The sequence below is a fragment of the Kribbella sp. NPDC048928 genome (assembly GCF_043197975.1).
Lineage (GTDB): Bacteria > Actinomycetota > Actinomycetes > Propionibacteriales > Kribbellaceae > Kribbella.
Map to the genome: position 1 here is coordinate 216977 of NZ_JBICUC010000012.1, position 17550 is coordinate 234526.

Annotated in this window: 21 protein-coding genes; 11 read left to right on the forward strand and 10 right to left on the reverse strand. The window is 69.4% G+C overall.

Going from position 1 to position 17550, the window contains the following annotated elements; genetic code table 11:
* Positions 1-16 precede the first annotated feature (16 nt).
* Positions 17-976 carry a hypothetical protein gene (locus ACGFI6_RS39325; protein WP_393127776.1) on the reverse strand — a complete coding sequence of 320 codons (960 nt, stop codon included), beginning with the start codon at positions 974-976 and terminating at the stop codon, positions 17-19.
* A 62-nt stretch (positions 977-1038) separates the two neighbouring features.
* Between ACGFI6_RS39325 and ACGFI6_RS39330 the strand changes: the two genes are divergently transcribed.
* Positions 1039-2004, forward strand: coding sequence for a helix-turn-helix transcriptional regulator (locus ACGFI6_RS39330; protein ID WP_393127777.1), 966 nt, complete (start codon positions 1039-1041; stop codon positions 2002-2004).
* On the opposite strand, the gene ACGFI6_RS39335 is transcribed toward ACGFI6_RS39330, so the two are convergent.
* Positions 1995-2477, reverse strand: a complete 483-nt coding sequence (locus ACGFI6_RS39335; protein ID WP_393127778.1) for a MarR family transcriptional regulator — start codon at positions 2475-2477, stop codon at positions 1995-1997. The two genes, ACGFI6_RS39330 and ACGFI6_RS39335, sit on opposite strands and share 10 nt — an antisense overlap.
* Positions 2478-2543: 66 nt before the next feature.
* Between ACGFI6_RS39335 and ACGFI6_RS39340 the strand changes: the two genes are divergently transcribed.
* A complete protein-coding gene (locus ACGFI6_RS39340) occupies positions 2544-3182 on the forward strand; it encodes an NAD(P)-dependent oxidoreductase (protein WP_393127779.1) in 639 nt (212 codons plus the stop codon).
* Positions 3182-3706: an anthrone oxygenase family protein gene (locus ACGFI6_RS39345; protein ID WP_393127780.1), complete on the forward strand. Its 525-nt coding sequence runs from the start codon at positions 3182-3184 to the stop codon at positions 3704-3706. The genes ACGFI6_RS39340 and ACGFI6_RS39345 overlap by 1 nt, the downstream gene beginning before the upstream one ends.
* Here ACGFI6_RS39345 and ACGFI6_RS39350 read toward each other — a convergent pair.
* Entirely contained in the window at positions 3611-4588 is a 978-nt protein-coding gene (locus tag ACGFI6_RS39350; protein ID WP_393127781.1) for a P1 family peptidase, read from the reverse strand. The two genes, ACGFI6_RS39345 and ACGFI6_RS39350, sit on opposite strands and share 96 nt — an antisense overlap.
* Between ACGFI6_RS39350 and ACGFI6_RS39355 the strand changes: the two genes are divergently transcribed.
* Genes ACGFI6_RS39355 through ACGFI6_RS39370 form a run of 4 tightly spaced genes read left to right on the forward strand, consistent with a single transcriptional unit; the run spans position 4589 to position 6964 of the window.
* Positions 4589-5275, forward strand: a complete 687-nt coding sequence (locus tag ACGFI6_RS39355; RefSeq protein ID WP_393127782.1) for an MBL fold metallo-hydrolase — start codon at positions 4589-4591, stop codon at positions 5273-5275.
* A gap of 49 nt (positions 5276-5324) precedes the next feature.
* The gene (locus tag ACGFI6_RS39360) at positions 5325-5588 is read left to right on the forward strand and encodes a phosphoribosyl-ATP diphosphatase (protein ID WP_393127783.1); all 264 of its coding nucleotides are present in this window, start codon (positions 5325-5327) and stop codon (positions 5586-5588) included.
* A 48-nt stretch (positions 5589-5636) separates the two neighbouring features.
* A complete protein-coding gene (hisG, locus tag ACGFI6_RS39365; protein WP_393127785.1) occupies positions 5637-6485 on the forward strand; it encodes an ATP phosphoribosyltransferase in 849 nt (282 codons plus the stop codon).
* Between the two features lie 14 nt (positions 6486-6499).
* Positions 6500-6964 (forward strand): PH domain-containing protein, encoded by a 465-nt coding sequence (locus ACGFI6_RS39370; protein WP_393127786.1) that lies wholly within the window; start codon positions 6500-6502, stop codon positions 6962-6964.
* Here the strand turns inward: ACGFI6_RS39370 and ACGFI6_RS39375 are convergent.
* Positions 6942-7829 (reverse strand): aldose 1-epimerase family protein, encoded by an 888-nt coding sequence (locus ACGFI6_RS39375; protein ID WP_393127787.1) that lies wholly within the window; start codon positions 7827-7829, stop codon positions 6942-6944. The two genes, ACGFI6_RS39370 and ACGFI6_RS39375, sit on opposite strands and share 23 nt — an antisense overlap.
* Before the next feature lie 179 nt (positions 7830-8008).
* Here ACGFI6_RS39375 and ACGFI6_RS39380 point away from each other — a divergent pair, with 179 nt between their 5' ends.
* On the forward strand, positions 8009-8362 hold the full coding sequence (locus ACGFI6_RS39380; protein WP_393127788.1) for a YciI family protein: 354 nt from the start codon (positions 8009-8011) through the stop codon (positions 8360-8362).
* Between the two features lie 11 nt (positions 8363-8373).
* On the forward strand, positions 8374-10041 hold the full coding sequence (locus tag ACGFI6_RS39385) for a DUF6596 domain-containing protein (protein ID WP_393127789.1): 1668 nt from the start codon (positions 8374-8376) through the stop codon (positions 10039-10041).
* On the opposite strand, the gene ACGFI6_RS39390 is transcribed toward ACGFI6_RS39385, so the two are convergent.
* Together ACGFI6_RS39390 and ACGFI6_RS39395 are read right to left on the reverse strand one after the other, a co-directional pair.
* The gene (locus ACGFI6_RS39390; RefSeq protein WP_393127790.1) at positions 10020-10691 is read right to left on the reverse strand and encodes a uridine kinase; all 672 of its coding nucleotides are present in this window, start codon (positions 10689-10691) and stop codon (positions 10020-10022) included. The two genes, ACGFI6_RS39385 and ACGFI6_RS39390, sit on opposite strands and share 22 nt — an antisense overlap.
* Complete coding sequence (locus ACGFI6_RS39395) at positions 10678-11172, reverse strand: hypothetical protein (protein ID WP_393127792.1); 495 nt, start codon at positions 11170-11172, stop codon at positions 10678-10680. Before ACGFI6_RS39395 ends, ACGFI6_RS39390 begins: the two co-directional genes overlap by 14 nt.
* Positions 11173-11348: 176 nt before the next feature.
* Between ACGFI6_RS39395 and ACGFI6_RS39400 the strand changes: the two genes are divergently transcribed.
* Positions 11349-11846, forward strand: coding sequence for an SseB family protein (locus ACGFI6_RS39400; RefSeq protein ID WP_393127793.1), 498 nt, complete (start codon positions 11349-11351; stop codon positions 11844-11846).
* Here ACGFI6_RS39400 and ACGFI6_RS39405 read toward each other — a convergent pair.
* The 3 genes from ACGFI6_RS39405 to ACGFI6_RS39415 are packed head-to-tail and all read right to left on the reverse strand — an operon-like array spanning position 11832 to position 15478.
* Positions 11832-14303: an FtsX-like permease family protein gene (locus ACGFI6_RS39405; protein ID WP_393127794.1), complete on the reverse strand. Its 2472-nt coding sequence runs from the start codon at positions 14301-14303 to the stop codon at positions 11832-11834. The two genes, ACGFI6_RS39400 and ACGFI6_RS39405, sit on opposite strands and share 15 nt — an antisense overlap.
* A gap of 3 nt (positions 14304-14306) precedes the next feature.
* Positions 14307-15056 carry an ABC transporter ATP-binding protein gene (locus ACGFI6_RS39410; protein WP_393127795.1) on the reverse strand — a complete coding sequence of 250 codons (750 nt, stop codon included), beginning with the start codon at positions 15054-15056 and terminating at the stop codon, positions 14307-14309.
* On the reverse strand, positions 15053-15478 hold the full coding sequence (locus tag ACGFI6_RS39415) for a DUF1707 domain-containing protein (protein ID WP_393127796.1): 426 nt from the start codon (positions 15476-15478) through the stop codon (positions 15053-15055). Before ACGFI6_RS39415 ends, ACGFI6_RS39410 begins: the two co-directional genes overlap by 4 nt.
* A 165-nt stretch (positions 15479-15643) precedes the next feature.
* On the opposite strand from ACGFI6_RS39415, the gene ACGFI6_RS39420 reads away from it, so the two are divergent.
* Positions 15644-16360 (forward strand): TetR/AcrR family transcriptional regulator, encoded by a 717-nt coding sequence (locus tag ACGFI6_RS39420; protein ID WP_393127797.1) that lies wholly within the window; start codon positions 15644-15646, stop codon positions 16358-16360.
* Here the strand turns inward: ACGFI6_RS39420 and ACGFI6_RS39425 are convergent.
* Positions 16357-17526: a glycosyl hydrolase gene (locus ACGFI6_RS39425; protein ID WP_393127798.1), complete on the reverse strand. Its 1170-nt coding sequence runs from the start codon at positions 17524-17526 to the stop codon at positions 16357-16359. The genes ACGFI6_RS39420 and ACGFI6_RS39425 overlap by 4 nt on opposite strands.
* Positions 17527-17550: the final 24 nt, after the last annotated feature.

The window sequence follows — 17550 nt, forward strand, 5'->3', positions numbered from 1 at the left end:
ACCGGTCATCGGGACGTTAGTTGATGCGGGTGTGTTGCATGTGCCAGTTGGGGGTCCAGGTTCGGCCGTTGTCGGTGGAGAAGGATTGTTGCCAGGCGGCTTTGTCGGTGCCGGCTGTCCAGAGGAAGCGGACGTCGATGGGCTGGCCGTCCCAGATGTCGGGGCCTTCGAAGGTGCCGACGCCGCTGGTGAAGGTGCCGATGACGGGGGTTTCCAGGTGGCCCCGGGTGCTGTTGATCCAGTGGATGGACCAGGTGCGCGACTGCGGGTCGTACAGGCGGAAGGTGGCGCCGCGGAAGTTCTCGCTCGGGAACCAGCCTTCGTCGAAGCTGATGGAGCCGTCGAAGTAGGTGGTGGCTTCCATCGTGGCGTCGTGTTCGTACCACTCGAAGGGCTCGCCGAGGACAGGGCGCCGGCGCCGGTTGTGGAACGACCAGCGACCGACCAGGAAGTCGAAGTCGTCGGTGATCTTCGGTACGTCGAGGGCAGGTGGGGGCGTGGCGCGCCGCGTGAAGTCCATCGTCCAGTTGGTCTCCCACGTCTTGCCGTCGTCGGCCGAGTACGCCTGCTCCCAGTGCGCCGACTCGTCCGTGATGCCGGACCACTCGTAGCTGCACAGGATCGGCCGGCCCTCATGGGTGTCCTCGCCGACCAGCCGGCAGCTCGAGCCGTCCGCGGTCCAGCCGCCGTGCACCGGTGGGTAGAGCTTCATCGTGGTGCTGCTGACCCACCAGATGCTCCACTTCTCGCTCACCGGGTCGAACAGCCGCAGCGACAGCCCGTACGTCCCCTTCGTCGGGAAGCGCATCTCGTCGATGCTGATCTGTCCGTCGAAGTACGTCCGGGCGGTCGACGTCCCGTCGTACTCGAGCCACTCGTCGCACCCCGCGAGCGCCCGCGTCAGCTGCCGGTGGCGGACGTCGAAGTACCCGTTGAGGAAGTCGAAGTCGCCGGTCACCTTGGTCCAAGTCGTCATACCGACCAGCCTGCGAGTAATACCTGACAATCCATGGCAGTGATCGGAGCTAACCTCGGAGCATGCGTTCGAGCCGACTGCTGTCGATCCTGCTGTTGCTGCAGACGCGCCGGCAGCTGACCGCGCGTGAGCTCGCGGACGAGCTCGAGGTGTCGCTGCGGACCATTTACCGCGATGTCGAGGCGCTCGCGGCGGCAGGCGTTCCTGTGTACGCCGACCAGGGCCGCGCAGGCGGGTACCGCCTGGTCGAGGGCTACCGCACCCGCCTGACCGGCCTCACCGAGCAGGAGGCCGCCGCGCTCTTCCTGGTCGGCATGCCCGGCGCCGCCGCGGCGCTCGGGCTGACCGCGGAGACGAGCGCCGCCGAACTCAAACTGCTAGCAGCGCTCGCACCCGATCAACGCGACCGCGCCGGCCGGCTGAAGAACCGCTTCCACCTCGACCTGCCCGCTTGGTACCGGGATGCCGAGACCTCACCACAGCTCTCGGCCGTCGCCGATGCCGTACTTCACGACCGTCGCGTCAGGGTGCGCTACCGCCGCTGGGAGGAGCCGCGCGAGGTCGAGCGCGTGCTCGAGCCGTACGGTCTCGTGCTGAAGAACGGCATTTGGTACGTCGTCGCCGCAACGCCGGGTGGGCTGCGTACGTACCGTGTCTCGAACATCCTCGAACTGACGCCGACCGATGAGGAGTTCGAGCGCGACGCCGACTTCAGCCTCGCGCAGTTCTGGCAGGACCATCTCGAGGGGTTCGACCGGATCCGCTACACCGGCGAGGCTGTCCTCAAGGTCTCGCCCCGCCTCGCAATGAAGATGTACGACGTCTCGTTCCCCGCTCTGGTGAAGGCGGTCGCGGCCGCCGTACCGGAGCCCGGCGGCAGTGTCGTCGTGACGATCCCGATCGAGTCGGTCGCGAACGCGGCGACCACTCTGAGCCGTTTCGGCGACGCAATCGAAGTACTGGAACCCGAAGAGCTGCGCACCGAGCTGAGAGACCTCGGCCAGAGGATCCGCGACCTCTACTCCTGAGCCAGTTCCCCGTTGGCCTGCTCGCCGGCCTCGGTACTGCGGCGCAGGAACTCGGCGATCAGCGCGAGCTCCGCCTCGCTGTAGTCCGCGAGGACGCCGTCCATCGCGCCGATCATCGGCTGGTACAGCCGGATCACCTCGGTCCCACGCTCCGGCAGCACCCGGATCGTCACGCTGCGGCGATCGGCCCGCGCGCGGTCCCGCGCGACCCAGCCGCCGCGCTCCAGCCGGTCGAGGATCCCGGTCAGCGTGGCCGGGTGCAGGCCGGCCTGGCGGGCCAGGGCGCTCGGCGTCAGCGGTCCGCTGCGGGCGAGGACGTCGAGGCAGTCCAGGTCGACGTCCTTCAGCGCCAGCTTGCCGCCGATCTGGTGGTTCATCAGTGCGAGCTGGATCCGCAGGTCGCGGAGCGCGGCCTTGATCTCGTTCCCACTCCGGCGACGGTGGCGCGCGTCACCCAATTCTGTCTGTTCCATATCTTATGATTTCCGTACTATATGAGTTGCAGAGCAGATTCAGAGTAGCGCACAGGAGGGGTTCCGATGAGGATCACGGTGTTCGGCGCGACCGGTGGGATCGGCGGTCAGGTCGTACGGCAGGCGCTCGACGCGGGCCAGAAGGTGACGGCGGTCGTCCGTACGTCGTCCGCGTTCGAGCTGGAGCATCCGTCGCTGGAAGTGGTCCGGGTGCCCGGGCTGGACGCGGCGGACCCGCTGCGCGAGGCGATCGACGGCAGTACGGCGGTGATCTCCGGCGTCGGCGCCCGCGGTCGCAAGGTCGGTCCGGTCGCGTCCAGCAGTACGAAATCGATCTTGGCGGCGATGGACGCGGCCGGGGTACGGAGGTTTGTCGCGGTCAGTGCTGCGCCGCTCGGACCGGTACCGCCGGACGAGAGCGTCCTGAACCGGCGCATCGTGCACCCGATGATCAACGCGTTCGCGGCCGATGTGTACGCGGACCTGCGGCTGATGGAGGCGGAGATCATGAGCAGCGCCGCGGACTGGACGATCGTGCGGCCGCCGAAACTGAACAGCAAAGCGCTGACCGGTAAGTACCGGACGGAGGTCGGCGGAACCGTGACCAGGGGGTATCTGGTGTCGCGCGCGGACGTCGCGCATCTGATGCTCAAGGTCCTCGACGAGCCGTCGACGATCTGCCAGCCGGTGGGTGTGGCGTACTGATGACACGGATCGTGCGTGGTGTGAGCCTGGTGTTCAGCGGGCTGTTCGCCGGATTCCTGCTGTGCGTGCTCGTACTGGAGCACTCGTTGCGCGCGTTCGACGCCTCGGTCTACACGCAGGTACGGCTGGTGGAGCTCGACTCGCTGGACAAGCTGGCGTCGGTGACATTGATCCCGGCGATCATCACCACCGTCCTGCTGGCGATTCGCAGCCGGGGGACCGGCCGGCGGGTCGTGGTGGCGGCCGTGGTGCTGCTCGCGGTGGTGTTCGTGACGACGTTCGTGGTCAACCTGCCGATCAACTCGGACCAGGCCGCGTGGTCGGTGCAGCAGCCGCCGCCGGACTGGGCTGCCGTACGGGATCGCTGGCAGGTGGCGCATCTGGTCCGGACCGTGGCTGCGATGTTCGCTTTCGGGGTGCTGGTCTGGTCAGCTGGGCGGACGGATCCGGTCGTGCGGGACGGCGTACGCGGTGTGCCCGTTGAAGCCGGTCGTGGTCTCGGCGGCCGTGAGCGAGTTCAGTAGGGCTTCTTCGACCGATTCCATGACGGCCTGGAACGGTGCGCGGAGGTCGCGGTCGGCGTAGCCCGCCGTACGGCTGGTGGTGAAGGCGATCGCGTAGTCGCCGCTACCGGGTGCGTAGTCGGAGCCGACGCGGGCCATCGCGAAGATCGCGCGCCGTGCCAGCCGGCTGAGCTGGCGGGAGTCGAGCGGGAGATCGGTGGCGACCACGATCATGCACGAGTTGCCGTCGGCATCGATCGGCTCGGCGGGGATCGGTCGCCCCAGCACGGTCAGCAGGCCGGAGAAGTTCGCCTGCACGAGCGCACCGACGGTTCCTTGGTCGAGAGCGCGGGACGCCGTACCGATGCCGGCTTTGAAGCCCAGGGCGGCGGTGCCGGTGCCTGCCCCGCAGCAGCCCTCCGCCGGGAGATCGGCGGAGGCTGTGTCCAGGGCGTCGTGGACGTGGGCGGGTGTGATCGGCCGGCGGCGGATGTCCGAGAGATGGCCGTCGTTGGTCTCGCCCACAATCGGATTGAGGCTGGTGGCGCTCGGATTGCGGTCGAGGATCCAGGTGATCAAGGCGTCGGCCACGCGGAACGTGCTGAGCGTCCCGGTCAGCAGGATCGGCGTCTCGATCACCCCGACCTCGTCCACCTGCGTACTCCCGACCAGCTTCCCGTATCCGTTGCCAACAGCAACTGCTGCCGGCAAGGCCGACTCCCAGCCGTCCGGGACGATCGCGGTCACCCCGGTGTTCAGCCCGTCGCCGGTGAGCGTGGTGTGCCCGACGCGTACGCCCGGAACGTCGGTGATCGCGTTCAGCGGCCCGGTCGGCAGGCTTCCGACGACGACGCCCAGCTCGCGAACTCTCGCAGGACTTTGCTCCCGGCTATCGTCGGCCACATGCTCCAGCATCTCACCGGCCGGGTATTCATCTACCCGCATGACCCCGATCCGGACGCGATCCGCCCGTCCGTCGCTCTCATCGCGGACGATCGCGGCAGCGTCCTCGTCGACGCCGGCAACAGCCCCGAGCACGCGAGATCCATCCGTACAGCGATCAACGCCGCCGGACTGCCCGCGCCGAAATGGCTGGTCTACACACATCACCACTGGGACCACACCTGGGGCGCCTGCGCCTGGCCCGACGTCACGGTCGTCGCGCACTCCTCAGCCGTCGACCATCTCGCACCCGACACGCCGTGGAGCCACCGCTACCTCCACGACCAGGTCGAGGCGAACCCGAAACTCGGTCCAAGCTTCCGCGCCCGAGCCCTCGCCGTCCCGGACTGGACCGACTTCCGCGTCGTCGTACCGCACCAGACCTTCGACGACACCCTCACGCTCCCGACCGGCGTCGAACTACGCCATGTCGGCGGCAACCACGCCCCGGACTCTCTGATCGCAATCGCAGACGGCGTGGCACTCCTCGGCGACGCCTTCTACCCACCGCCGTACCACCTCCGCACCCCCGAAGACACCGCCGACCTCGCGATGATCAAGCGCCTCCTGTCCGAGCGCCACCCCTGGTACGTCGACGCCCACTCCCCGCCGCGCCGCCTCGCGGACGCCGTCCGAGAGTCCGGGTAGCGGACCTGGGGATCGATCTGCCCGCCGGGCCCCGTAGGCTGGGCGCGCGATGAAGACTTTTGACGAGCTGTTCGCCGAGCTGGGTGAGAAGGCGCGGACGCGGCCGGAGGGTTCCGGGACCGTGGCGGCGCTGGATGCCGGCGTGCACTCGATCGGCAAGAAGCTGGTCGAGGAAGCCGCCGAGTCCTGGATGGCCGCCGAGCACGAGGGCAAGGAGCGGGCCGCGGAAGAGATTTCGCAGCTGCTGTACCACGCCCAGGTGATGATGCATGCGCTCGGACTGGACCTCGACGACGTGTACCGACATCTGTAGGAGCCCCTGCACAGATCACCGGTTCACCTCATTCGAAAGGGCAGTGCCATGCTGCGCGTCGCAGTACCGAACAAAGGCTCGCTGAGCGAAGCCGCCACCGAGATGCTCACCGAGGCCGGCTACAAGCAGCGCCGGAGCACCAAGGACCTCACGCTCACCGACTCGGCCAACGAGGTCGAGTTCTACTACCTCCGCCCGCGGGACATCGCCGTGTACGTCGGTGAGGGCACGCTCGACGCCGGGATCTCCGGCCGCGACCTGGTGCTCGACTCGCACGCCGATGCCGACGTGGTGATGAGCCTCGGGTTCGGCTCGTCCACGTTCCGGTTCGCCGGCCGTCCCGGCGTCGCGAACTCGGTCAAGGACCTCGCCGGCCAGCGGATCGCCACCTCGTACGCCGGCGTCCTCCAGGACCACCTCGCCGAGAACGGCGTCGATGCCTCCGTCGTACGCCTGGACGGAGCGGTCGAGTCGGCCGTCCAACTGGGCGTGGCGGACGTGATCGCGGACGTCGTCGAGACCGGTACGACGCTGCGCCAGGCGGGGCTCGAGGTGTTCGGCGAGCCGATCCTCAAGTCCGAGGCGGTGCTGATCAAGCGGCACGGTGCGGAAATCCCACCGAACGGCCTGCACCAGCTGATCCGCCGGCTCGAGGGCGTCCTGATCGCGCGCAACTACGTGATGATGGACTACGACATCCGCGCCGAGGCCGTCGACGCGGCCACCGCCGTCGCACCGGGGCTGGAGTCGCCGACGATCTCGCCGCTGCACCGTCAGGGCTGGGTCGCCGTCCGGGTGATGGTCCAGCGGGCCGAGGCGCAGCGGCTGATGGACCAGCTCTGGGAGGTCGGGGCGCGGGCGATCCTGACCACGGACATCCACGCGTGCCGGATCTGAGCCCGGGAGTTGCGATGGCCGCCCGGGACCGCCTGCTGACGTTCCATCCGCGGATCGTGTCCGCGATGTCCGCAGGGATGGGGCTGTCGCTGATCGCCGTGTTCGGGGTGGTCTGGTTCCGGTTCACGCCCGAGACCCGCGATCAGTTCGACTTGTTCCAGCGGCTCACGCTGCTGGCGTTCTTCGGTGCGGTGCTGTGGATCCTTTACCGGATGGCGACGCTGCGCGTGACGGCGTACGCGGACCGGATCCGGATCCGGAACGTGTTCAAGTCGTACACGCTGCAATGGTCCGAGATCAGCGCGCTCCGGTTCCGGCCGGGCGACGCCTGGCTGCAGCTGTTCGATGCCGAGGACAACAGGATCGGGATCCTTGCGGTACAGGCTTCAGAGGGCTCACGGGCGAGCCGCGCCGCGAAGGAGCTGGCGGCGGTCGCCCGCGAGCACGGGGCCGGTCCTAAACGGAGACGTGAAAAGTAGTCGTGTGTGACTCGCCCGGCTTCAGGACGATCAGGTCCTGACCGGTGCGGAACGCGTCCGGCGGGCAGGTCATCGGCTCGACGGCGAGTGCCGTACGGCCGACTGCCTCGCCGGTGAACAGTTGCATCCAGGGGGTGTTGCTGGTCAGCGTTGAGCGGGCGCCGCTGTCGGGGTCGGTGAGGGAGACCGACCATTCGCCGTTCAGGCCGGTGAAGGCGTTGTCGATGGTGGTGTCGCCGATCGCGCGTGCTGTGCTGAAGTCGTACTGCGATCCGGCGACCGGGGTGAGGCCGGTCGGGGTCAGGCGGTCGGGTGAGACCTCCAAGCGGTGGTCCGCGGTGAATTCGAGGACGCATTCGTCGATCGGGCGGCCGACGCTGAGGTACGGATGTGCTCCGTAGCCGTACGGCGCCGAGGACTTGCCGATATTGGTCGCAGTTGCCGTGACCGTCAGTTGGGTGGCGGTGAGGTGGTAGGTCAGGTTGAGGTCGAGTTGGTGCGGGTAGCCGGGTTGGCCGTGCAGGCGGTGGGTGGCGGTGAGGGTCGACTCGTCGGAGCCGTCGTCCGCACGCTCCCAGTTCGCCCAGCGGGTGAGGCCGTGGATCGCGTTCCGCCGGGCCGGCTCGGTCAGGTACAGCTGCTGATCGACGCCGTCGTACGTGTACTCGCCGTCCGTGATCCGGTTCGGCCACGGGAACAGGTGCTGCCCGATCCCGGCATGCGCCGACTCGTCCTCGCCGTACGCCAGCAGCACCGGCCGCCCCTCGTACGAGAGGCCGCGCAACCCACCACCAACACTCACCACGGTCGCCTCGTACCCCTCGGCACGGATGGTCCACTGCTCTCCGGATGGCAACACAGTCATGTCCCTATCCTCACCGATGCACCGCTAACGACAGGAGGTAGTCCACGCCGAGGCCGCGGTGCCCGCCTGGATGCTCCGGCAATCGCCGCTGATTTCCGACTACGTCCTGTCGTTAGCGCTGTCCATCGGCGCCGGACCCGTTCGTGGTGATGGTGTAGACACGCTGACAGGAGGAACCGATGAAGTACATGCTGCTGATCAACGCCGGTGAGCTGGACACTGCGAACGCGCCCGTGGGCTGCGAGCCGGAGGACTGGATGCGGTTCGACAAGGAGATCCAGGACGCCGGGGTGGTCGTCGCGTCCGAGTCGCTCGCCGATCTGGTCGCCGCGACCCGTGTCCAGGTGGCGGGAGACGGCCGGCGGACGGTCGTCGACGGGCCGTTCGCGGAGACCCGGGAGGTGCTCGGCGGGTTCTACGTGATCGACGTACCGGACCTCGACGTCGCGCTCGACTGGGCCGCGAAGTGCCCGGGCTCGCGGGCCGGGGGCTCGGTCGACGTCCGGCCGGTCGCGGAGTTCCCCGGAGCCTGAGGGTGGATCAGGTGGGGGAGGTGTTCCGGGAGGAGCGCGGCCGGCTGCTGGCCGCGCTCGCCCGGCGCTTCGGCGACCTCGATCTCGCCGAGGAGGTGACATCGGAGGCGATCGAGACAGCGCTCATCCGCTGGCCCACCGACGGCGTACCGCCGAACCCCGGCGGCTGGCTGATGACCACCGCCCGCCGCAAGGCGGTCGACCGGCTCCGGCGCGACCAGGTGTACGCCGCCAAGCTCGCGATCCTGCAGGTCGAGTCGGATCGCCCCGTACCGCAGGCCGCCGGGGACGAACTGCCCGACGAGCGGCTGCAACTGTTCTTCACCTGCGCGCATCCCGCGCTCGCGCCCGAGGACCGCGGCGCGCTGACACTGCGCTGCCTGGCCGGGCTGACGACGCCGGAGGTCGCGCGGGCGTTCCTGGTGCCGACAGCGACGATGGCGAAGCGGATCGTCCGTGCGAAGAAGAGGCTCCGCGAGGCACGGATCCCGTTCCGCGTCCCCGGTCCGGACGAGCTGCCAGACCGACTGCCCGGTGTACTGCAGGTGATCTACTCGGTCTTCACCGAGGGGTACGCCGCCAGCTCGGGCCCGTACTTGCAACGCCTCGACCTCGCCGAGGAGGCGATCCGGCTGGCGCGCATCCTGCATCGGCTGCTCCCGGACGCGCGCGAGGCAACCGGCCTGCTGGCGCTGATGCTGCTGATCCACGCGCGCGGCGACGCCCGTACCGGGCCGGACGGCGAGATCGTCCTGCTCGAGGACCAGGACCGCAGCCGCTGGGACCACGTGATGATCGCGGAAGGTCGCGCCCTGGTGGTAGCCGCGCTCACGGGCGGGCCCTCCGGACCGTACGCCGTGCAGGCCGCGATCAACGCCGTCCACGACGAGGCGCCGCGCTTCGCGAGCACCGACTGGCCGCAGATCGTCCAGCTGTACGACGTACTGCTGGAGCTCGATCCGTCGCCCGTGATCGCGCTCAACCGGGCCGCCGCGATCGCGTTCCGCGACGGCCCCGAGGCAGGGCTGGCGCTCCTCGACGAGCTCGCTACGGAGCCGCGGCTGCAGGACTACCATCCGTACGCTGTCGCGCGGGGCGATCTGCTGCGCCGGCTCGGCCGTTTGCCGGAGGCAATCACCGCGTACGAATGCGCCCTGACGCTCGCGGGGTCCGAACCGGAACGTGTGCACGACCGTGACCAGCTCGCCGAGATGCGGCAGACTGCCGATATGGAGACCGTTTACGAGGCGGCGGGTGGGGCTGAAGGAATGCTGCGGCTGGCGGCTGCCTGGCACGAGCTGGTGATGGCCGATCCGGTCGTCAGCCACGCGTTCCACGGTGGGGCGAAGCCCGATCACACGGAACGGCTGGCGGCGTACTGGGGTGAGGCGCTCGGCGGGCCGTCCGCGTACACCTCGACGTACGGCACCGAGGCAGAGGTCCAGCGACTGCATGCCGGGAACGGTGAGCACGACGAGATGAACCGGCGGGCGATCGACTGCTTCGACCAGGCGATGACGAACGCGGACCTGACCGATCCGCGGGTCCGTGGGGTCCTGCACGACTACTTCGCCTGGGCGACGTTCAACACCATGTACCGGCATCGCACCGACGACATCGACGACGGGCCGATCCCGCAGTGGTCGTGGGACGGGCGTCAGGACGCAGCGGAGTCGTGAGGCGGTAGCGCCACCGACGTCGTGACCAGCTCGAGCGCCGCGTCGAACGGAGTCACCGGGTCGCCGTCGACGATCACGTGGGCGCGTGAACGGGTCGCCTGTTCGGCGAAATGATCGCGCTCCCAGCGCATCCACTCGAGCCAGTGGTCACGGAGCGCCTCGCCGTCACGCTCGATGCCGCGATCCAGGCGGACCTGGTTCGACGTCTCGACCCACAGTCGCAGCGACTGCCAGTGCGCCGCGTCCCGGTCGCAGGCGGTGACACCCTCGACGATCAGCAGCTCCACGGTGCTCGGTACGACGTGCAGCTCGTCGTACGCACCCTTGTACCAGTCGTAGCGGCGATAGCGTCCCTCACGGCCGTCGGCCAGCCGTTGCAGGACGTGGTCGCGAAGCAGGGCGAATCCACGCTCGGCTCCGGCCCAGCCGTCGTACAGGTCGTCCATGTGGATGACGTACGTGTTCAGGTCGCGCAGCTTCGCGCGGGCTTCGAGGCGGGCGGCGACGGTGGTCTTGCCGGAACCGGCAGGCCCGTCGATACCGATCAGTCGCGTCCGGCCCAGTTGAGGCGAGCCGGCCTGGACGTTGTCCAGGAGCGAGTCGATGGTCAGGGGGGAACCGTGGTCAGCGGTCTTCTCAGTTGATTCCATGGCGTTTCAGGATGTCCTCGATCTCGTCGAACTCCGACGATTCCGGCTGCTTCGCCTTCCCCTTTGACGGCTTGGCAGCTTTAGCGGTGGTGGCTGAGGCCGGCTCGGGGCCGGTCTGAGTCAGCTCTCCCGCGGGCGAGGCGGGTTGTTTCTTGGGTGCCTTCTTCTCGTTCCCACCACGGCCCCGGGCTACACCCGCGACGACGTACAGCACGACGGAGACGCCGAACAGGGCGAAGCCGGACCACACGGTCGGCGAGAAGATCAGGTGCGTGACCCAGCTCACGGCGGAGCGGACGACGTCCCAGACCAGCTCCAGCAGACCGGTCAGGTACAGCGAGACCGGCAGCAGCGACCAGGCCACGCCGCGGGTGCCGGCGGCGATCCCGCGGCGGCGCCAGGCGAACCACGAGCCGATCAGGCCGAGCAGCGTGAGGCCTACGCAGAACGGCAGCAGCGTCAAATCGTTGAAGTCAGGCACATACCCAGGCTCGCACAGTCCCGGCCGGAACCAAGCGGGGAAGAGCCCTGAAGGCACCCTGAAAACGAGAGGCGGATCCCCAGGCCATCACAATCCCGGGCGGCGTGGCCGCCTGAGCGGGGACCGGGTGCAGGCGGGGTGATTGTGATGGCCTGGGGATCCGGGACAATGGGACCGTGCAACCAGAGCGGCGTTTGGCGTTTACCGGGTTCGACAACGACGACGGGGCGGCGGATCCGGCGCTCGCGGCGGCGCTGGCCGCGGGGGACGACGGTGCGGTGCTCGCGGCGCTCACCAAGGCGCGGCTGCTGGTGCCGGTGGTCGCGATGCTCGGTGAGGTGGAGCTCGACGAGAACGGCCTCGCGCACGACAAAACGTCCGACATGGCCGTTGCGCTGCTCCAGGGTCAGGACGGGCGGAACGCGCTGCTCGCCTTCAGCGGCACCGAGAGCCTGGCCCGCTGGAGCCCGGAGGCGCGCCCGATGCCGGCGCAGACCCAGTTGGTCGCCGCCGCGGCGATCCAGGAGGGCGCCGCCGCGATCGTGCTCGACGTCGCCGGCCCGGCCCCGAGCGTCATCGAGACCGACGACGTACAGCGCCTGGCCGCCGGCCTCCAGGTGGTGCGCCTGGAAGACGGCGGCTACGCGTGGGTCGAGACCTCAGCCGACCGGTGAGCTGAGCGCGTCCATCGGCTTGGAGCGCATCGCGATCCGTCCGGTGATCGCGGTGGTCGGCAGGACCAGGAGCAGTACGACGGCCACCCAGCCGAGCAGGATCCACGCCGGGCCTGACGGCAGCGGCCAGCCGCGGGTCGCCAGCGCGATCGGGAACACGGTGAACGCGGCCGTGACCAGCCCGGTCACCATTCCGAGCGCGGCGATCAGCAGACCCTCGAGCGTCAGCATCCGTGACACCTCGCGCCGCGTCGACCCGGTCAGCCGCTGCAGCCCGAACTCACGTCGCCGGTCCAGTACAGCAACCGCGATCGTGTTGATCGAGGCAATTGCCGTGTACGCGACCGCGATCGCCGCGAGCAGATAGGCGATCCATGCGTCCACCCCGAGCCCGGTGTCCAGTCCGTCGGCGAGCAGGTCGCGCCCGCCGATCGACGTACCGGGCCACTTGGACAGATCCGTCTTCAGGGCGGCCTTCTTGTTCGTCGTCTTCAGCACGAGCTGGCTGGGGAGCCCGGTGGTCGTGTGGGCGGCGAGCAGGCGCGCCGGCAGCAGGAGGGATTCGTACCCGGACGGTCCTTCGGCGAGGGCGACCACCTTGACCTTGACCAGGGCGTCATCGCCGAGCCGTACGCCGATCTCCGAGCCGACGCCGACCTTGAGCTTCTTCGCGGTACCGGGCGGGAGCGCCACGGTGTCGCCGGTGAGGTCGTCGAGCGATCCCTTCTTCACCTTGCCTTTGTAGATCGGGCCGCTGACGCCGAGCACCGGCCAGGCGTCGCTCGTGTGTGACTTGTCGTACGGCTGCTCGATCCAGCCCTTGCTGCGAACCAGCTCGGAGACCGCCGTCACGCCGGGCATCGAACGCGCCGCCTCGGTGAGGGACGCCGGGACACCGCCCGCGGTGGACGTGATCACGACGTCGCCGGCCAGGTTCTGGGTGAACGCCTCGACGGCGGCCTTCTGCTGCGTGCTCTGCGAGTAGATGTTGCCCATGGCAATCGCGGTGGCGATCGTGATCGGGACCAGGATCGCTCCGAACTGGACCGCGCGGACCCGGAGGTTGATGACCGCGAGCGTCCCGGCGGTCCCGCGCTGCTCGACCAGCCGCGTGATGCGGGGGATCAGTGCGCGCTGGATCACCAGCGGGGCGAGGACCGCGACGGCGATCGAGCCGGTCAGCCCGGCCGGTCCACCGATCGCTGCGGCGTTGGTCGGGCCCATGAACGGCGTGGAGAGCGCGATCGCGACCGTCGCACCGGCGAAGACCAGGCCGATGAGGATCCGGATCCGGCTCAGCGCGACGTTCGGCACGGCGGCCTCGGCGAGCGCCTGGATCGGGCGGATCTGGGCGGCGCGGCCGGCGGCGAGACCGACGGTGATCCGCAGGACGGCGAAGGTCAGGAGGGTTGCGCCGGCGAACGGCAGCGGGCCCTGGTCGAAGCGGAGCTGCGGCGGCACGACCCCGCCGTCGGCCAGCAGCCCGAAGATCCGGGTACCGGCGAACCGGCCGCAGAGCAGGCCGAGCACGAGCCCGAGGACGCCGACCACCATCGTCTCGGCGATGACCATCTTGCCGACCTGGCCCGGGGTCGCGCCGCTGGCGCGGAGCAGGGCGAGTTCGCGGCGGCGTTGCCGGACCGAGAGGCCGATCGTGGCCGAGACCACGAGCGCCATCACCACGGCCACCATCCCACCGAAGACGCCGGACATGATGATCAAGGGCAGGCTGGTGGCGATTCCGGAGAATTCCGCGACACCGCGCTCGTCGCCGGTGTAGGCCTTGATGCCGGTCGGGAGGTCGAGGCGCTTCGCGAGGTCGCGTACCGACGTACCGTCCGCTGGGAAGACTCCGATCGCGTCCACGCCGGCCGGGACGTCCGCGGCGGCGAAGAAGATCGGCGGTACGTCGACCTGGTGCCGGGCGGTCGCGATACCGGCGAGGGTGAAGGTCCGCGGCTCGCCGCTGACGGTGACGCTCAGGCTGTCGCCGGGCTTGGCGGTTCCGGCGAGACGCTGGTCAAGGACCACCTCGCCGGTACGGGGCGCGCGGCCGGCGGTCAACGTGTACGGGGTGAGCGACGCGGACGTCCAAGCATGGCCGGCCAGCCCGTTACCTCCTGCTTCGGCAGCGTTGATGATGGCGGGGAAGGAACGGTCGGGGACAGCGTTGGCGACGCCTGGGGTGCTGGTGAGTTTGGTGACCAGGGCCGGGTCGACGCGGTGGCGTTCGGGGAAGGCGGCGGAGCCGCTGCCGTTGGGCGGGTGGTACGCCGGGTCGCCGGTGACCACGATCGGGGCCGCGGAGAGTCGTTGAGGTGGAGCGTTCAGGCGCAGCCCGGTCTCGAGCAGACCGCCGGCGGCGCTCAGCAGGGCCCCGCCGAGCAGGACCGCGACGAAGATCGCGAGGAACGCGGCGGTCCGGTAGCGCAGGGTGGTGGCGGCGAGGCGCAACATGAGTCAGATCCCTCTCGGGGCGAGCCGGCCGGCGCTCAGGTGTGCGAGCTCTGCTGCGACGGTGTCGGCGGTGGGGTGGGTGGCTTCGGAGACGATCCGGCCGTCGACGAGGAAGACGACGCGATCGGCGTACGAGGCGGCGACCGGGTCGTGGGTGACCATCACGATGGTCTGACCGAGCTGGCGGGACTGGTCGCGGAGCAGCGTGAGGACATCGAGGGCGGTGGTGGTGTCGAGTGCGCCGGTCGGTTCGTCGGCGAACGTGATCGCGGTCCGGCCGGCGAGCGCGCGGGCGATCGCCACCCGCTGCTGCTGACCGCCGGACAGTTCGCTCGGGCGGTGCTTGATGCGTTCGCCGAGACCGACGCGGCCGATCACCTCGGTCACCCAGGCGTCGTCCGGCTGCTTCCCGGCGAGCGTCATCGGGAGGACGACGTTCTGCCGGACCGTGAGCGCGGGCATCAGGTTGAACGACTGGAAGACGAAGGCGACGTGCTCACGGCGGAGCTCGGTCAGCGCGGTCTCGTCGAGGCCCCGCAGCGACCGGCCGGTCAGTTGGACCTCGCCGGAGGTCGGGGTGTCGAGCCCGGCCGCGCAGTGCAGCAGCGTGCTCTTGCCGGATCCGGACGGCCCCATCACCGCGGTGAAACTGCCGGCGGCGAAGCCGTAGGTGACACCGGCCAGCGCGTCGACCGCGCCGGGCCCGGTGCCGTACACCTTGCGGACGTCGGTGAGCTGGACCGGCGTGTTCATGCGACGACCAGCACATCGTTCTTGCGGTGGTACGACTCGTTCGTCCACCACAGGATCGCGACGATCGCGCCGAGACCGAGGTCCGACCAGAGCCACCACGGGCCGTCGAAGTGACCGAAGACCGCCAGGGCCAGCCAGACGACGAACTGGACGACACAGGCGACCAGCCAGACACCGGTGAAGGCGCTCAGGGCCACCGTCAGTCCCCGCGGCGGCGCGGCGTTCGGGACGCCGGACAGGGCGGTGCGGAGCTCGCCACGGGTACGGGCCGCGAGCACCTGCAGCTGACGGTCGGAGGCCTGCGACGGGGCGAGTGCTGCCTGCCGTACGGCGCTGTCGAGCTTGGCGATCGCGGCGGACCGGTCGGCGTCGGTGAGCTGGACCTGGTCGGGGGTCAGGAGCGGTGCGAGCAGCGTGTGCATGATCGTCTTCTTTCGGGGAGATCCGGGTCTTGCTGACACCAAAAAGCGTAGGGGTTGAACAGTTTCTTCTGCGCGGTGTCCAGGACCCGTTTCGGGGGTGGTGCTAGCACCCCTCTTCGTGCCGTTCGGCCCGATCTACGTCCGGCGTACGTCAGGATGGGAACCATGACCGAGGACCGCGGAGACCTGCCGCCGGGTCTCGCCCTGTCGTGGGGCGTGCTGCCGGTGCAGCGCCGCGGGCCGAAGCCGGCGCTGACGGTCGAGCAGATCGTGGCCACCGGCATCGAGTTCGGCGACCGGTACGGGTTCGAGGCGATCTCGCTGCAGCGGATCGCGGCGCATCTGGGCGTCACCACCAACGCGATGTACCGCTACGTACGGTCCAAGGAAGAGCTGATCGTGCTCGTCCACGACAAGGCGATGGGTGCGCCGCCAGAGCTACCGGCGGGCTGGCGCGCGGCCGCGATCGCGTGGGTCGACGCGCAGGTCAAGCAGTACGCCGAACGCCCGTGGATGCTCGACGTGCCGATCCGTGGCGCGCCCGTGACACCGCGCGTGCTGCGCTGGGCCGAGGCGATGCTCGCGGCCCTCGCGGAGACCGGGCTGAGCCAGCACGACAACCTCGGCTGCCTGCTGCTGCTCGACGGGTACACGCGCAACTATGCCGACCTCGCGCGGCAGCTCGGTCGCAGCGAGAACACCCCGGTGCAGGCCGAGCAGGTCGGCCGCTTCCTCGTCCCGCGCCTGGTCGAGGGCGGCTACCCGACCCTCGCCTCGCTCTACCTCAACTCCGAGTACGAGGACGAGCTCGACGACGACCTGGAGTTCGGCCTCGCCCGGATCCTCGACGGCATCGAAGCCCTGATCGCCAAGCTGCCCTAGGGCTGGACGATCCGGACCGGGCCCTCGGCGCGGGCCTCGACCCATTGCCGGTGGAAGGCGCTGCCGGGGGCTACCTCTGGGCGGCCGGACGGGTTGGTGCGGAGGTTGATCGGTGCGGTCAGGGTGGCGGTCGACGGTTGCTGCGGTACGCCGTTGGCGCGGACGTCGGCGATCACGTCGGCGAGCGCCTGGGCGGCCGGTTTGCGCTGGTGGTCGACCGTGAACAGGCCGAGGTCGTACTCACGGTCGGGGAAGTCGAGTAGCTTGCGGTCGATGTCGTGCGACGACCACCACGTCACGCCGTACAGGGCCGGGTTCGTCAGTACGGTGCCGACCGTACGGCGGGCGAACTCGGCCTGCAGGTCGACGGGAATGTCCGGCCCGGGGACGCCGATCTCCTGCAGCCAGACGGGTCGCGCCGGGTCGAGGGAGGTCGCCTTCGCGAGCTCGATCAGGTAGTCGGCGTGTGTGAGCGTCGCCGGGCCCAGCGGACCGTCCACTCGTGAGACCCCGTTGAAAACCCACGAGTGGACAGTCGTCAGGTCACCCAGGTCGACGGCGTCGACGGGGTGGAACGGGTGGTCGGCCTTGTACCAGGCGTCGTCGAAGACCGAGTGCAGGGCGAGGACGTCGGGCGCGGCCTTCTTCAGCGTGGTCAGCAGCTCCTGCGCCCACGCGGTCGACGCCTCCGGCGTGGTCGGGCTGTCCGGCCAGAGGTTGTTGACCTCGTTGCCGAGTGTGATCGCGAAGACGTTCGGCTTGGTCGCGACCGCGCGCGCAACGGTGTCGACGTACGTCGCGAGGCCGTCGCGGACCGTCGGGTCCTCGAAGAGACTCGCTCGGTGCCAGGTCAGCACCCACGACGGCAGGAAGTCGAAGCTGGACAGGTGTCCCTGCAGCAGATCGACCGCGACCGTCAGGCCGTGCTCCGCGGCGGCGTCGATGGTGTCCAGCAGGTCCGCGATCGCCCGCTCGCGGAGGATCGCGCGGTTCGGCTGGATCCACGGCCAGACACCGAACACCCGTACGTGGTCCAGACCCATCCCGGCCAGGTCGGCGAAATCCCGCCGGACGGCGGCCGGGTCGTAGTCGAGCCAGCTGTAGAACCATCCCGCCGAGGGAACGTAGTTCGCACCGAACCGGGGCGTGACGGTCTGCAAAGCCATGCGGAGGATGCTAAATCGGTTTAG